At 74.2% G+C, this 14,673-nt stretch carries 14 protein-coding genes and 1 pseudogene; 7 read left to right on the top strand and 8 right to left on the bottom strand.

The features are described 5' to 3' along the window. The first annotated feature begins 64 nt into the window (after window positions 1–64). The 4 genes from ACZ4Z4_RS08445 to ACZ4Z4_RS08430 all read left to right on the top strand — a co-directional run bounded on the left by ACZ4Z4_RS08445 (window position 65) and on the right by ACZ4Z4_RS08430 (window position 4,569). Window positions 65–2,563: a SpoIIE family protein phosphatase gene (locus tag ACZ4Z4_RS08445; protein WP_468323988.1), complete on the top strand. Its 2,499-nt coding sequence runs from the start codon at window positions 65–67 to the stop codon at window positions 2,561–2,563. Window positions 2,564–2,744: 181 nt separating this feature from the next. Next, a complete protein-coding gene (locus ACZ4Z4_RS08440) occupies window positions 2,745–3,464 on the top strand; it encodes a class I SAM-dependent methyltransferase (protein ID WP_468323985.1) in 720 nt (239 codons plus the stop codon). A gap of 112 nt (window positions 3,465–3,576) precedes the next feature. Then, entirely contained in the window at window positions 3,577–3,963 is a 387-nt protein-coding gene (locus ACZ4Z4_RS08435) for a VOC family protein (protein ID WP_468323982.1), read from the top strand. Between the two features lie 114 nt (window positions 3,964–4,077). After that, entirely contained in the window at window positions 4,078–4,569 is a 492-nt protein-coding gene (locus ACZ4Z4_RS08430; protein WP_468323981.1) for a DUF5709 domain-containing protein, read from the top strand. Between the two features lie 421 nt (window positions 4,570–4,990). On the opposite strand, the gene ACZ4Z4_RS08425 is transcribed toward ACZ4Z4_RS08430, so the two are convergent. Then, window positions 4,991–5,299, bottom strand: coding sequence for a hypothetical protein (locus tag ACZ4Z4_RS08425; protein ID WP_468323979.1), 309 nt, complete (start codon window positions 5,297–5,299; stop codon window positions 4,991–4,993). Window positions 5,300–5,423: 124 nt separating this feature from the next. Between ACZ4Z4_RS08425 and ACZ4Z4_RS08420 the strand changes: the two genes are divergently transcribed. Next, the gene (locus ACZ4Z4_RS08420) at window positions 5,424–6,233 is read left to right on the top strand and encodes an SDR family oxidoreductase (RefSeq protein WP_468323976.1); all 810 of its coding nucleotides are present in this window, start codon (window positions 5,424–5,426) and stop codon (window positions 6,231–6,233) included. Window positions 6,234–6,362: 129 nt separating this feature from the next. On the opposite strand, the pseudogene ACZ4Z4_RS08415 reads toward ACZ4Z4_RS08420, so the two are convergent. Then, a pseudogene (locus ACZ4Z4_RS08415) lies at window positions 6,363–7,016 on the bottom strand (enoyl-CoA hydratase family protein); the annotation flags it as partial. Window positions 7,017–7,085: 69 nt separating this feature from the next. On the opposite strand from ACZ4Z4_RS08415, the gene ACZ4Z4_RS08410 reads away from it, so the two are divergent. Next, a complete protein-coding gene (locus ACZ4Z4_RS08410) occupies window positions 7,086–7,850 on the top strand; it encodes an SDR family oxidoreductase (RefSeq protein WP_468323974.1) in 765 nt (254 codons plus the stop codon). Between the two features lie 59 nt (window positions 7,851–7,909). Then, on the top strand, window positions 7,910–8,836 hold the full coding sequence (locus ACZ4Z4_RS08405; RefSeq protein WP_468323972.1) for an SDR family oxidoreductase: 927 nt from the start codon (window positions 7,910–7,912) through the stop codon (window positions 8,834–8,836). 462 nt (window positions 8,837–9,298) lie between these two features. Here the strand turns inward: ACZ4Z4_RS08405 and pcaDC are convergent, their stop codons facing one another. The 6 genes from pcaDC to ACZ4Z4_RS08375 are packed head-to-tail and all read right to left on the bottom strand — an operon-like array spanning window position 9,299 to window position 14,645. Then, on the bottom strand, window positions 9,299–10,483 hold the full coding sequence (gene pcaDC / locus ACZ4Z4_RS08400; RefSeq protein ID WP_468323970.1) for a bifunctional 3-oxoadipate enol-lactonase/4-carboxymuconolactone decarboxylase PcaDC: 1,185 nt from the start codon (window positions 10,481–10,483) through the stop codon (window positions 9,299–9,301). Next, the gene (pcaB, locus tag ACZ4Z4_RS08395) at window positions 10,480–11,850 is read right to left on the bottom strand and encodes a 3-carboxy-cis,cis-muconate cycloisomerase (RefSeq protein ID WP_468323968.1); all 1,371 of its coding nucleotides are present in this window, start codon (window positions 11,848–11,850) and stop codon (window positions 10,480–10,482) included. The genes pcaDC and pcaB overlap by 4 nt, the downstream gene beginning before the upstream one ends. Then, on the bottom strand, window positions 11,847–12,455 hold the full coding sequence (gene pcaG, locus ACZ4Z4_RS08390; protein ID WP_468323965.1) for a protocatechuate 3,4-dioxygenase subunit alpha: 609 nt from the start codon (window positions 12,453–12,455) through the stop codon (window positions 11,847–11,849). Before pcaG ends, pcaB begins: the two co-directional genes overlap by 4 nt. Beyond that, on the bottom strand, window positions 12,455–13,231 hold the full coding sequence (pcaH, locus tag ACZ4Z4_RS08385) for a protocatechuate 3,4-dioxygenase subunit beta (protein ID WP_468323962.1): 777 nt from the start codon (window positions 13,229–13,231) through the stop codon (window positions 12,455–12,457). Before pcaH ends, pcaG begins: the two co-directional genes overlap by 1 nt. Further along, window positions 13,228–13,890, bottom strand: a complete 663-nt coding sequence (locus ACZ4Z4_RS08380; RefSeq protein WP_468323960.1) for a CoA transferase subunit B — start codon at window positions 13,888–13,890, stop codon at window positions 13,228–13,230. Before ACZ4Z4_RS08380 ends, pcaH begins: the two co-directional genes overlap by 4 nt. Next, window positions 13,890–14,645, bottom strand: a complete 756-nt coding sequence (locus tag ACZ4Z4_RS08375) for a CoA transferase subunit A (RefSeq protein WP_468323958.1) — start codon at window positions 14,643–14,645, stop codon at window positions 13,890–13,892. The genes ACZ4Z4_RS08380 and ACZ4Z4_RS08375 overlap by 1 nt, the downstream gene beginning before the upstream one ends. Between the last annotated feature and the right edge of the window lie 28 nt (window positions 14,646–14,673).

Raw genomic sequence — 14,673 nt, 5'->3', positions numbered from 1 at the left:
GTCGGCCGTACGGTGGTTGGTGGCGGCGCAGAATCTTGCGCTGCCGCGGGAAGGAGCATGAGCCATGGAACGAGGCACTCCGGGCGAGCCACCGGCGCAGAGTGCCGCGTCCGGCCGCATTCCGCTGGCCGTGGTCGTCGTCGACGGCGCCGGTCTCGTCTCGCACTGGAGCGTCGGCGCGCGCCGCCTCTTCGGATACGCCAAGGAGGAGGCCGTCGGCCGCCCCGTGGGCGATCTGCTGCCGGTGCACGGAGCGCTCCCGGAGGACCGCGGGTCCTACGGCGCCTTCGACGGACTCGGCCCCGACCTGGAGACCTCCCTCGACGGACGCATCTCCTACCCCGCCGCCGGGCGTGCGCGCCTGACCGGCTCGGTGAGCGGGACGGGCGGCGCCCGCGGCCGCGCCAGGGTCGACGTGCTGTGGTGGGCGTACCCCCTGGTGGGGCCCGGCCCCGAGCGGCTCCTGGTGCTCGCCGCCGACGCCGCGCGGCTGACCGCTTCCGACGAGCCGGACGACGAGCGGCGGGAGCGGCACGGGCGGGGCGCGAGGGACGAGAGGAACGAGCGGGACGAGCAGGTCGAGCGGATCGCGCCGGGCTTCGCGCTGCACACCGACTTCCCCGGCGCGGACGAGCTCGCCGCCCGGCTCCCCGAGATCCTGCCCAGCATGAGTGTGGACGAAAGCGCCCGCATCGTCGCCCAGGTTCTCGAACTGGGCTATCCCGTCCTGGAGTTCAGCAGGCACGACCGGGTGCCCGTCACCCCGGACTGGGGCGTCGCCCGCCGGGCCGAGCGCAAGGAGCGCAGGGAGCGCGCCGCACGGGCGGCGGCCCACGGAGTGCCGGTGGCGCCGGAGGCGGTGGACGACGAGGGCGAGGACCTCGAGTACGCCGCCGTCCGCGAGCGCCTCGAATTCCTCAACGAGGTCAGCGGCCGGATCGGCTCCTCGCTCGACCTGTCGCGGACGATCATCGAGGTGAGCAGGGCGGTCGTGCCGCGCTTCACGGACGTGGCGGGCACCTACCTCCGCGAGCAGGTCGTCGCGGGCGAGGGCTTCCCCGAGGGCGCGCCGGACGAGACCACGATGTGGCACCGGGTCGCGGTCGAGCACACCGACGAGCCGGGCCGCTGGGACGACGTGGTGCCGGTCGGCGAGTCCATGCCGTTCCCCGCGCACACGCCGTTCTTCCAATGCATGACCTCCGGCGACCCGGTGCTTGTGCCCCGCATCACCGAGGAGATGGGCAACGCCATCGCCTCCCAGTTCGAGAAGCGCGACATCCGCCCGCTGATCAACCACCGCTCGATGCTCGTCGTACCGCTCAAGGCGCGCAATGTGGTGCTCGGCTTCATGATCCTGCTCCGCCACCGGGAGCGGCCCGTCTTCAACGACATGGACCGCGTCACCGGCGCCGAACTGGCCGCCCGCGCGGGCCTGGTGCTCGACAACGCCCGCATGTACACGTACCAGGAGAGCGTCGCCGACACCCTCCAGGACAGCATGCTGCCGCACATCCAGCCCCGCATGCCCGGCTGCGACATCGCCACCCGCTACCTGCCCGGCACGCTCCTCGGCCGGGTCGGCGGCGACTGGTTCGACTCCGTCAAACTGCCCGGCTCCAGGACCGCGTTCGTCGTCGGCGACGTGATGGGCCACGGCCTCAACTCGGCCGCGATGATGGGCCAGTTGCGCACGGCCGTGCAGACCATGGCCGCCCTCGACCTGCCGCCCGAGCAGCTCCTGCGCAACCTCGACGACCTCGCGCAGCGCCTCGGCGAGCACTACCTCGCGACGTGCCTGTACGCGGTCTACGACCCGATCGCGGGCGAGCTGCACCTCGCCAACGCCGGCCACATCCCGCCCGTCCTGGTCCGCGCCGCGGACGGCCGCAGCGAACTCCTCGACCTGCCCACCGGGGCGCCCATCGGCGTCGGCGGTGTGCCCTTCGAATCGGTGCTGCTGCGCGTGGCGCCCGGCGACCGGCTGCTGATGTGCACCGACGGCCTCGTCGAGATCCGCGGCGAGGACATCGGCGTCGGCCTCGCCACCCTCACCGAGTCGGCCGCGCACCCCGCCGCCTCCATGGACGACGCCTGCGACACGATCATCCGCGCCCTCAACCCGCGCGGCGGCCGCAAGGACGACGTGGCGCTCCTGATGGCCCGGCTCAACGGCATCTCGATGGAGAACGTCGCGCACTGGCGGCTCGCCGGCGACCCCGCCGAGGTGGGCAGGGCCCGCGAGATGGTCCGCGCCCAGCTGCGCGCCTGGTCCCTCCAACCCCTCGCCGAAACAGCCGAGTTGCTCGTCAGTGAACTCGTCACCAACGTCGTGCGCCACTCCCGCAGCAGCAGGATCGACCTGCGGCTCGTCCGCTCCGGTGCGCTGGTGTGCGAGGTCGAGGACGACGACCAGACGCTGCCGACGCTGCTCAGCGCGGGCCCCGCCGACGAGTTCGGGCGCGGCCTGCGCGTCGTCAGCTCGCTGGCGGCGGAGTGGGGCACGAGCCGCACACGCGCGGGCAAGACGGTCTGGTGCGAACTTCCCTTCCCGCGCCGCTAGTCGGCGGCCCGTGCCCCTCTCGTACGTAGGAAGCGCCGTGCGTCGCGGGCGTGCGCCCGGTGGCGACGCGCCGATCGGACGGCGAAGGAGTGCGCGGGTGGTTGTCCGTGCGCCCCGGGCGCGATACACCGATCTCGTCGTCGGCTTCGGCGGCTCTCGTCGCACCCCGGGGAGTACGGACATGAGCGTCACGAGCCGGTACAGAGAGGCGTGGGAGGGGTTCTGGCGGGAGGCGCCCGACGAACCCGGGGCGGTCTTCTGGGACGCCGAACCGGCCCTCACCGCGGGCCTGCACCTCGCCCTCTTCGCACCCCACATGACCGCCGGCCTGCCCGTCGTCGACATCGGCTGCGGCAACGGCACCCAGACGCGCTTCCTCGCCGACCGCTTCCCGCGCGTCCTCGGCGTCGACCTGTCGGCGGCCGCCCTCGACCACGCCCGGCGCGCCGACGCGGCCGGGCAGGTCGACTACCGCCGGCTCGACGCGGGCGAGAAGAGCGCGACGGAGCAGCTGCACGCCGAGGTCGGCGATGTGAACGTGTACATGAGGGGTGTCCTGCACCAGTGCGAGCCGGCCGGCCGGCAGCCGCTGCTCGACGGCGTCGCCACGCTGCTCGGCGAGCGCGGGCGCGCCTTCGTCGTCGAGCTCTCCGAGGCGGCGCGCTCCGTGCTGCTGGGCCTGGTGCGGAGCCCCGCGGGGCCGCCGCCGAAGCTGGCGTCGGTCTTCGCCCACGGGATCGCGCCCGCGGAGGTCGTCGACGCGGCGGTGGACGCGTACGTCGCGTCGGCCGGGCTCACGATCGTCGCCGCGGGCGAGCTGCCCCTGGCGACGACGGAGTTCGCCGCGGACGGCACGCGCATCGAGCTGCCGTCGAGGTGGCTGGTGCTCGGGGCCTCGTGACGCGGCAGGGCGCGTGACGTGGCGCTCGGCCGGTACGTCGCCATACTCGACCTTGAGCGCGTCATGCACGGACGGCTCAAGCCCGACGCACCGACGCACCGGAGAGCGCCCCATGAGAATCAACCTGACCAGCGTATTCGTCGACGACCAGCTCAAGGCTCTCGCCTTCTACACCGACGTCCTCGGATTCGTGGAGAAGTCCAAGGTCGCGATCGGCGACGACTGGTGGCTGACCGTGGTCTCGCCGGAGGAGCCCGACGGGACGGAGCTGCTCCTGGAGCCCGACGGGCACCCCGCGGTGAAGCCGTACAAGGCCGCGCTCGTCGCGGACGGCATCCCGGCCGCCGCCTTCGCCGTGGACGACGTCGCGGCGGAGTTCGAACGGCTGCGCGGGCTCGGGGTCCGCTTCACCCAGGAGCCGGTGCGGATGGACGACGTCACCGTCGCGGTCCTGGACGACACCTGCGGCAACCTGATCCAGATCATGCACACCGAGTAGGCCCGGAGCCGGGGCAGATCGTTTGGGGGACGTCTCGCGGGCAACCCTGGACGCTGAGCGCGACCATGAGAGGGCGAGCGCGACACGACCGAGACCCCGAAGCGCGAGGTAGTCATGAGCGACCAGAACATGGCGGACGACGCCTACCAGCCCACCGGCAGCAACGAGGAGCAGGAGGACGCGGCGCCGCTGGACCTCCAGGACGCGGTGGACGAGCGTACGTACGACGACATGCTCGACGAGGGCTACTCGCCGCCGGAGAAGCCGCTGGGCGTCACCAAGACGGGCACCACGGCGGCCGAGCAGCACGAGGGCGAGACGCTCGACGAGCGGCTGCGCCAGGAAGTGCCCGACACGGAGGTGCCCGACCCCGAGCAGCCGGTCCGCGACTCCATCGGCGACCTGCCGGACGGCGAGGGCGAGCCCATGGACCCGGAGGCCGGCCGGGACCGCGCGGGCCGCCTGGTCGCCCCGGACGAAGGGGCACACCCCGACACCACCAAAGAGGTGATCGCCAGGGACGAGGGCATCGACGGCGGCGCGGCGGGCGCGGAGGAGGCAGCGGTCCACGTCGTCCCGGACGAGGAACTGCCACTGGCCTTCTAGGGCGTGGGCGGACGGGGAGTCGCAACCGCCGGCCTCCCAGGCCCTGGGCGAACGAGGATCCGCCACGGGCCTCTCAGGCCCTAGCTCGGGCGAGGAACCACCACCGGCCCTGGCCGGACGAGGCACCGCAGCCGGCCTCTAGGCCCTGGCCGGACGAGGCTCCGCCACCGGCCCTTCAGGCCCTGGCCCGGGCGAGGAGCCGCCTCGGCCTTTCAGGTCCCGGTCCTGGGGGAGGCGCCGTCACCGGCTCTGGCCGGGCGAGGCTCCGCCGCTGGCCTTCTAGGCCTGGCCGGGCCAGAAGCGCCAGCCTTCCAGGCCCCGGCCCGGGCGAGGAGCCGCCTCGGCCTCCCAGGCCCCGCCCCCCCGGCCAAGGCGCCGTCACCGGCCCAGCCCGGGACGAGGCGCCGCCCCGGCCCCCGTCTCACGGGCGAGGATTCGTCCGGCGCCACGGTGGGCGGGCGTCAGTCCCCGTGCGGCCCGCCACCGACGCGCATCGGTGGCACAGGCGTTGTACGCGGTCCGCTGAGCCGCCGGAGGACGGGATCGCGTCGGTCCACGGCACGTGTGGGAAACGGGTGAGGCGGGAGCGGCTGAGGGAGAGGCCGCAGACCGTTTCGTTTCTGCCGGGCTGCCACGCGTGTGCCTCGCCGGCGGGGAGCCGCTGCCGGCCGTCCTCCTCGTCGACCCACTGACCCGAGGCCGCCACCGCGTACTTCACCGACCGGACCATCAGGACCACCTCCGCCCCCCAGCGTACGAGCAGCGTACGAGCGCGTGATGCGCGCGCGGCGCGCGGTTGCCCGAAGCTGGACAGAGGGCGACGAGTGATCCGTACGACGAACAGGAGGAACCCCATGACCGTCCCCACCGCCCCCGGCACCCCGGTGGCCGTCGTCACGGGCGCGGACTCCGGCATCGGCCGGGCCACGGCCGTCCGGCTCGCGGCGGCCGGAATGGATGTCGGGATCACCTGGCACTCCGACGAGGAGGGCGCCGAACGGACCGCCGAGGAAGTGAGCGGGCACGGCCGGCGCGCCGCCGTCGCCCGAATGGACCTGACCCGGCTCCCCGATGCCGCGCGGGTCGTCGACGACCTCGCCGAGCGCCTCGGCCGCATCGACGTCCTCGTCAACAACGCGGGAACGGGCACCGCCACCCCCTTCCTCGACCTCGAACACGCGGACGTCCGCCGCGTCGTCGACGTCGATCTCATCGGCCCCTTCCTCTGCGGCCAGCACGCCGCACGCCGCATGATCCGGCAGGGCGACGGCGGCCGCATCGTGAATGTGACATCGGTCCATGAGCATCAGCCCCGCGTCGGGGCTGCCCCCTACTGCGCCGCCAAGGGCGGCCTCGGGCTGCTGACCCAGGTCATGGCCCTGGAGCTCGCGGAGCACGGCATCACCGTCAACGCCGTCGCGCCCGGCGAGATCGCCACGCCCATGACCGGGCAGGAGGACGCGGACGTGCACGAGGAGCACCGCCCCGGCATTCCGCTCGGCAGGCCCGGCGACGCTCGGGAGATCGCCGCCGTCATCGCCTTCCTCGCCGGGCCCGACGCCTCGTACGTGACGGGCGCGTCCTGGGTCGCCGACGGCGGCATGGTGCGCATGGGCCCGCAGGCGGGCTCGCACCTGCGCAGCGACGAGTGGCGGCGCCCCTGAGGCGGACCCGCGGGCCCGTCGCGTCCGCGGCGCCCCGCACCATATGCCCCGCGGCCCGTGTCGAACCCGGTGGCCCGGGTACCGGTGCTGCCTGGGAAAGGGATCGTCGGAGACCGCCGGCCCGCACCAACGGTGCACGTCCACGGGGTCGATTCCGTTGATCGCGGTCTTGGCGAAGCGCAGCAGTGTGCCGTCCTTGCGGGCGATCTCCCGGGCCAACTCCATCGCCGCGGCGTGCAGTTCGGCGCGGGGCACGACCTGCCACACCGAGCCGTGCGCGTGCAGCTCCGCGGCCGTCGCGGTCCGTGAGGTGTAGTACAGGGCGCGCATCAGGTGCTGTGGGACGAGGCGGGCCAGGTGCGTGGCGGCGCCGAGCGCGCCCCGGTCCAGCTCGGGCAGGCCGAAGGTGGCGTCCTCGCTCGCCACGATCGCGTCCGCGTTCCCCACGAGGCCTATGCCGCCGCCCAGGCAGAAGCCGTGCACGGCGGCGACGACGGGCACCTCGCACTCGTACACCGCGGAAAAGGCCTCGTAGCACCCGCGGTTGGCGCCGATCAGCGCGGTGTGGCCGGTGTCGCGCTGCATCTCCTTGATGTCCACGCCCGCGTTGAACCCCCGGCCCTCGGCGGTCAGGACGACGCAGCGCGTCTCGGGGGAGCGCCCGGCGGCGCGCACGGCGTCCGCCACGTCGTACCAACCCCGCACCGGCAGGGCGTTGACGGGCGGATAGTCGACCGTGACGACGGTGACGCCCTTGTCCGGGGCGGAGGTGGAGACAGACATCAGACGATCCGCTACCTTTCAACCCACACGCCTTCAACCAAACATTTGTTAGTTGGAAAGGTAGCAGCGATGACTGACACACGACAGGTGGTCGTCGTGACCGGCGGCACCCGCGGCGTCGGTGCCGGCATCGCCCGCAGCTTCCTCGCCGCCGGCGCCCGGGTCGTCGTCTGCGCCCGCAGGCCGCCGGACGAGCCCGTCGAAGCGGCGGGCGCCGCCGCCGAGTTCAGAGCGCTCGACCTGCGCGACGCGGCGGCGGCCACCGCCTTCTTCGCGGAGGTCGCCGCGGCCCACGGGGCGGTGGACGCCCTGGTGAACAACGCGGGCGGCACGCCGTTCGGGCTGCTCTCCGAGACCGCACCGGCCCGCCAGGCCAAGATCGTCGAGCTGAATCTCCTCGCGCCTCTGTACGCGTCGCTCGCCGCGTACGAGGTGATGCGCGGTCAGGAGGCCGGCGGCAGCATCACGATGATCGGCAGCGTCAGCGGGACCCGGCCCTCGCCCGGCAGCGGCGCGTACGGCGCGGCGAAGGCGGGCCTGGAGAACCTCGCGGGGACCATGGCCGTCGAGTGGGCCCCGGCCGTACGCGTCAACACGGTCGTCCTCGGCCTCGCCCGCACCGAGAGCGCCGCCCTGCACTATGGCGACGAGGAGGGCGTCGCCCGGGTCGCCCGCACCGTCCCGCTCGGCCGCCTCGCCGACCCCTCCGACGTCGGCGACGCCTGCGTCTTCCTGGCCTCCGACCGCGCCCGGTACATCAGCGGAGCCGCGCTCCGGCTGCACGGGGGAGGGGAACGCCCCGCGTTCTTGGATGCGGCGTCAGTCAACCATTGAGGGCGATTGAGGGCGATTGAGGCGTACGTCAATTGACCGTACAACGTGAGGAGTTCCCCATGACGTCAGCTGCCAAGTCCGGGATCTGCGAGGGCCGCGTCGTGGTCGTCACGGGTGCGGGCCGCGGCCTCGGCAGGGCGCACGCGCGCGCGTACGCGGCCGAAGGCGCCCGGGTCGTCGTCAACGACCTCGGCGTGGGGCCCGACGGATCGGGGGCTTCCGGTGGGCCCGCCCACGACGTCGTCGAGGAGATCCGCGCGGCGGGCGGCGAGGCCGTCGCGCACGGCGGCGACATCGCCACGTCCGAGGGCGCGGCCTCGCTGGTGCGGGCCGCCCTCGACACGTACGGGCGCCTCGACACCCTCGTCAACAACGCGGGCTTCCTGCGGGACCGCATGCTGGTCAACCTTGAGGAGGACGACTGGGACGCCGTGATGCGCGTACACCTCAAGGGGCACTTCCTGCCGCTGAAGCACGCGGGCGCCCACTGGCGCGCCGAGGCGAAAGCGGGCCGGGCCCCGCACGCGTGCGTGGTCAACACCAGCTCCGGAGCGGGCCTGCTGGGGAGTGTCGGACAGGGCAACTACAGCGCCGCCAAGGCGGGCATCCTCGGCCTCACCCTGGTCGCCGCCGCCGAACTGGCCTCCTACGGAGTGCGCGTGAACGCCATCGCACCCGCCGCCCGGACCCGCATGACGGAGCAGACGTTCGCCGACACGATGGCAGCTCCCGAGGACGGCGGCTTCGACACGATGGCCCCGGAGAACGTGTCCCCCCTCGTCGTCTGGCTGGGCTCACCCGCCTCCGCCGGGGTCACGGGCCGCGTCTTCGAGACGGAGGGGGGCCGCATCACCGTCATGGAGGGCTGGCACCCCGGCCCCACCGCCGACAAGGGCGCCCGCTGGACCCCGACGGAGGCGGGCGAGACAGCCCTGAAGCTCCTCGCGAAGGCGGAGACGCCCAGGTCGGTGTACGGGGCCCGGTGAGGGCGTGGCGCCGCACGCCGTATGCCGGGCCGCCGGGCCGACGTGATGTTGTGGCGCCGGGCGCCGGGGCGCCGGGCACTGTGATGTCGTGCCGCCGCACGCCGCACGCCGCACGCCGCACGCCGCACGCCGCACGCCGCACGCCGGGGCGTCGGGGCGTCGGGGCGCCGTGATGTTGTAGCGCTGGGCGCTGGGCGCTGGGCGCTGGGCGCCGGACGCCGGGACGTCGGGCGTCGGGACGCCGTGCGGCCGTGATGTCGCGGCGCCGGACGCTGCACGCCGCACCCCGGGCGCGGTGCCGCCCGACAGCGCACCGCGCCACCGGACCACCGCCCCGCCCCGACAGCGCACCGCGCCACCGGCACGCCGCCCCGTCGTCTCACGCGGCCGTTACCCCCCCGGCGCCGCACAGCACCCGGCGCCGCACAGCACCCGGCGCCGCACAGCACCCGGCGCCGCACCTCACCCCCCGTAGTGTCCGCCGTCCCTGGCCTCCTCGGCCTCCCCGGCCTCCCCGGCCTCCTCGGCGAGCACCCGCTCGGCGACCGCGAACGCCGCGTTGGCCGCGGGTACCCCGCAGTACACCGCCGTCTGGAGCAGCACCGCGCCGATCTCCTCGGGTGTCAGACCGAGGCCGCGGGCGGCGCGCACATGCATCGCGAGTTCGTCGAGGTGGCCGCGGGCGACCAGCGCGGTCAGGGTGATCAGGCTGCGCTCGCGGTGTGCGAGCGTGGGGTCGGTCCAGATCTCGCCCCACGCATAACGGGAGATGAAGTCCTGGAAGCGCGCCGTGAAGGGCGTCGTGCGCGCCTGCGCGCGGTCCACGTGCGCGTCGCCGAGCACGGCGCGCCGCACGGCCGTGCCGTTCGCCGGCGGCCCCGTGAAGTGGGCGCGCAGAACCGCCGCCACGGCGTCGGGGCGTTCCGCGGGAGCCAGGTGGGAGGCGTCCGCGAGCTCCACCAGGGAGGCGCCCGGCACGGCGTCGGCGATCTCTCGCGCGTGGGCGGGCGGAGTCGCCGGGTCCGCGCGCCCGGCGACGACCAGCGTGGGCGCGGCGATCGACGCCAGCGCGTCCCGCATGTCGTACGCGGCCAGCGCGTCGCAGCACGCCGCGTACGCGTCCGGATCGGTGGCCCGGAGGTCCGCCACGAGGGCGGGCACCGTGAACCCGGGCGTGAACCAGCGCCGCGGCGCCGACTCGGCCAGCCCGGCCAGGCCCTCGCGGCGCGCCAGCGCGGCCCGCTCCCGCCACGGTTCGGCGCCGCCGAAGTGCGCCGACGAGCAGAGCACGGCGAGCCCGGTCACCCTGTCGGGATGCCGGGCCGCGAGGTGGAGCCCCACGGCGCCGCCCAGCGAGACCCCGGCGTACGCGAAGCGGTCGATGCCGAGGGAGTCGGCGAGCGCGAGGACGAGCCCGGCGAGGTCGGCGACCGTCGCGCCGGGACCGATCAGGTCGGCGGGGGACCGGCCGTGGCCAGGGAGGTCCCAGCGCACGACCCGGTGGGCGGTGGAGAGTTCGGGTGCGACGGCGTCCCACAGGGCGGTGGAGGTGCCCAGGGACGGGCCGAGGAGGAGCGGCGGCGCCGTCGCGGCTCCTTCGACGGTGTGGTGCGGCAGCTTGCTCCTGCCGCGCGGTTCGTCGGTCAACGTCGCTCCAGGGCACGGTCGGTCAGCTCACCGGCGAAACCGGTGTAGCGGGTGGGGTCGGTCAGCACAGGAAGCCCGTCTGAGAGGTCGGCAAGCCCGTCCGAGAGGCCGGCGTGATCGAGGGCCGGCTCCTCGGCGAGCACCTCCGCGAGCGTCCGCCCCTCCGCGCGAGCGCGCCGCGCCGCCCCGGTCACCAGCTCCTTCGCGCGGGCCGCGCCCAGCGACGGCGTGAACTCGACGACCAGCCGCTCGGAGACGATGAGCCCACCGGTGAGGTCGAGGTGCTCCCGCATCGCCTCCGGCCGCACCCGCAGCCCTTCGGCGAGCTCCGCCGCGTCCCGCGCCGCGCCGCCGGCCAGCCGCAGCAGATCGCGCAGGGTCTCCCACTCGGCGTGCCAGGCCCCGGCGGGCCGCTCGTCCTCGGCCGCCAGCGAGCCGTACAGGGTCGCGGCGAGACCGGGCGCGCGCCGCGCGGCGGCGGCGATCAGCGTGGCGCGTACGGGATTGGCCTTGTGCGGCATGGCCGACGAGCCGCCGCCCGTCCCCTCGGCGACCTCCCCGATCTCGGTGCGGGAGAGGTTGAGGACGTCGGCCGCCACCTTGCCGAGGGCGCCCGCCGTGAAGGCGAGGGCGGAGGCGAGATCGGCGACGGGCGTACGGAGGCTGTGCCAGGCCAGCACGGGCGCGCGCAGGGCCAGTTCTCCGGCGAAGGCCCGCACGACCGACTGACCACCGTCACTCTGTCCCACACCGCGAGCCTCCCCGTACGCCCTGAACGACGCCAACGTGCCCGCCGCGCCGCCCAGTTGCACCGGCAGACTGCCGCGCACGGTCTCGGCCCGGTCCCGGGCGTCCAGGGTGAGGGAGCGCCACCCGGCCGCCTTCAGGCCGAAGGTCGTCGGCACCGCGTGCTGGGTGAGGGTGCGGCCCGGCATCACCGTGTCGCGGTGGTCCGAGGCGAGGCGGCTCAGTGCCCGCTCCGTGCGGGACAGGTCCGCGAGGATCAGGTCCAGCGTGCGTGCGGAGAGCAGCATGAGGGCCGTGTCCAGGATGTCCTGGCTCGTCGCGCCCCGGTGGACGTAGGGCGCCGCGTCCGCGGGCACCACCGCCGTCAGGGCCGCCACCAGCGGGATCACCGGGTTTCCGCCCTCCCGCGCGCGCAGGGCGATGTCCCGCACGTCGAACCGGCCGACGTCCGAGGCCGCCTCCGTGACCGCTGTGGCCGCATCCGCGGGCACGAGGCCCACCCCGGCCTGCGCGCGGGTCAGGGCCGCCTCGACGGCCAGCAACGCCTCCAGGAAGGAGAGGTCGGAGGTCGCGTCGGCGGCGGGGGAGCCCGCCCAACCCGGAGAGAACAGCCCGGTCACGGGGACACCTCCACGGACTCCACAAACTCCGGAGGCCCCGCAGACCCCGCAGGCCCCGGGAACTCCAGGAAGACCGTCTCCTCGGGCCCCTGGAGCCGTATGTCGAACCGGTACGTGCGCGGCGCCTCGTTCCGGGCGACCAGCGTGCCGCGCCGCTCGGCCGCGAGGGAGCCGAGCAGCGCGTCACCCGGCTCGTCCACCAGGTACGCGCGCGTGTACAGGTGGTGCAGCAGACCGCGCGCGAAGACGGCGAGCGAGATGTACGAGACGCCGCCCGGCGGCAGCGTCCGCACGGCCCAGTGCCCGTCGGCGTCGGTCGGCACCCGGCCGAAGCCGGTGAACACGACACCGTCGCGCCCCACGAGCCGCCCCGTGACGGGGTCGTGCCGCAGCGAGCCCGGTACGCCCGCGCGCGAGCCGTCCGGCGCGGGCTGCCAGGTCTCTATCAGGGCGTCGGGCACGGGCTGTCCGGCGCCGTCGAGCACGTACCCGTGCAGGGTGATCGTCTCCGTGTCCCCGAAGGGCGCCACGTCACCGCCGCGGGGGAACGGCAGCGCGTATCCGTAGAAGGGGCCGACGGTCTGGGAGGGAGTGGGCGCGTGCATCAGTGGTCGTCGTCCTCCTCGAAGAGCGTCGCGGACGGGCCGTCCAGGACGATGTCCCAGCGGTGGCCCAGCGACCACTCGGGGACGGAAAGGCCGTGGTCGTACGCGCAGACGAGGCGCCGCCGCGCCGAGTCGTCGGCCACCGCGTTCAGCACCGGGTCGTACGGCAGGAGCGGGTCGCCGGGGAAGTACATCTGCGTCACCAGGCGCTGGGTGAACGCCGTGCCGAAGAGCGAGAAGTGGAGGTGCGCGGGGCGCCAGGCGTTGGTGTGGTTGCGCCACGGATAGGCGCCGGGCCTGATCGTCGTGAAGGAGTACGTGCCTTCGTCGTCCGTCAGACAGCGGCCGAAGCCCGTGAAGTTCGGGTCGAGGGGCGCGGGGTGCCGGTCCAGCTGGTGGGCGTACCGGCCCGACGCGTTGGCCTGCCACAGCTCGACCAGCTGGCCGCGCACGGGCCGCCCCCGGCGGTCGAGGACCCGGCCGCTGACCGTGATGCGCTCGCCCAGCGGCTCACCCGCGTGCTGCCGCGTCAGGTCGCTGTCCAGCGCGGAGACGTCGGTGACGCCGAACGCGGGACCGGTCAGCTCCACGGCCTCCGGGTCGCGCAGCGGGACCAGCGGCTGTTTCGGGTGGCGCAGCCGGGTGCTGCGGTACGGCGGGTAGTCGCGGGGCGGATGGTGCGCGCCGGGTGGCGCGGCGGCCCGTGCCTTGGCGACCTCGGCGTCGATCGCGTCCTGGCCGAGCCCGTCCGGCAGCGGTTCGGTGGTGAGGGTCATGTGCCGTCGCTCCGTGTGCCAAGGCTGTCCGGGACGTGGATCGTCGCCGCGGTCTTCGCGGCGATCTCGTCGATGGTGACGCCCGGCGCGGTCTCGACCAGCTCCAGACCGTGTGCGGTCACTTCCAGTACGCCGAGGTCGGTGATGACCCGGTCGACGCAGCGCCTGCCGGTGAGCGGCAGCGCGCACTCGTCGAGGATCTTGGGCGAGCCGTCCTTGGCGGTGTGCGTCATGACGACGAGGACCGTACGGGCGCCGTGCACGAGGTCCATCGCCCCGCCGATGCCCGTGATCAGCTTTCCGGGGACCGCCCAGTTGGCGAGGTCCCCGCGCGCGGAGACCTGCATCGCGCCCAGCACGGCCACGTCGATGTGACCGCCGCGGATCATCCCGAAGGAGAGCGCCGAGTCGAAGAAGGAGGCGCCGGGCAGGACGGTGACGGTCTCCTTGCCCGCGTTGATCAGATCGGGGTCGACCTCCGTCTCGGTGGGATAGGGGCCCACTCCAAGGATGCCGTTCTCCGACTCCAGGACGACTTCGACACCGGGCGGGAGGTGGTTGGGGATCAGCGTGGGCAGTCCGATGCCGAGATTCACGTACTGGCCGTCCCGGAGCTCGCGCGCGGCGCGGGCGGCCATCTCCTCACGGGTCCAGGCCATCAGCCGGCCACCGTCCGCTTCTCGATCGGTTTGTCCGCCGCCTGCTCGGGGGTGAGCGCCACCACCCGCTGCACGAAGATCCCCGGCAGGTGCACCGCGTCCGGCTCGATCCCGCCCGGCTCCACCAGCTCCTCGACCTCCGCGACGGTCACCCGTCCCGCCATCGCGGCGAGCGGGTTGAAGTTGCGGGCGGACCTGCTGAAGAAGAGGTTGCCGTGCCGGTCGCCCTTCGCCGCGCGGACCAGCGCGAAGTCGGTGCGGATGCCGTGTTCGAGGACATGGGCGGTGCCGTCGAACTCCCGTACCTCCTTGGCCGGGGACGCGAGGGCAACCCCGCCCTCGCCATCGTAGCGCCAGGGGAGCCCGCCGTCGGCGACCTGCGTACCGACCCCGGCCGGGGTGTAGAACGCGGGGATGCCCGCGCCGCCCGCCCGCAGCCGCTCGGCGAGCGTGCCCTGCGGGATCATCTCGACCTCCAGTTCGCCGCCCAGGTACTGCCGGGCGAACTCCTTGTTGGCACCTATGTAGGACCCGGTCACACGGGCGATGCGGCCCGCCGCCAGGAGGACCGCGAGGCCCGAGTCCATGGCGCCGCAGTTGTTGGACACGACCCGCAGGCCCGAGACCCCGGACGCGTGCAGCGCGCGTATCAGCTCGGCGGGCACGCCGCTCAGCCCGAAGCCGCCGACCGCGACCGACGCCCCGTCCGGGACGTCCGCCACCGCGTCGGCAGCCGTGGCCACCACCTTGTCCATCCGCGCGGCCCCTTTCTTCCACGAAGCA

This window comes from Streptomyces sp. NPDC030245 (assembly GCF_055572995.1).
The sequence above is the reverse complement of the archived record's forward strand: the minus strand, read 5'-3'. Positions and strand labels throughout refer to the sequence as shown.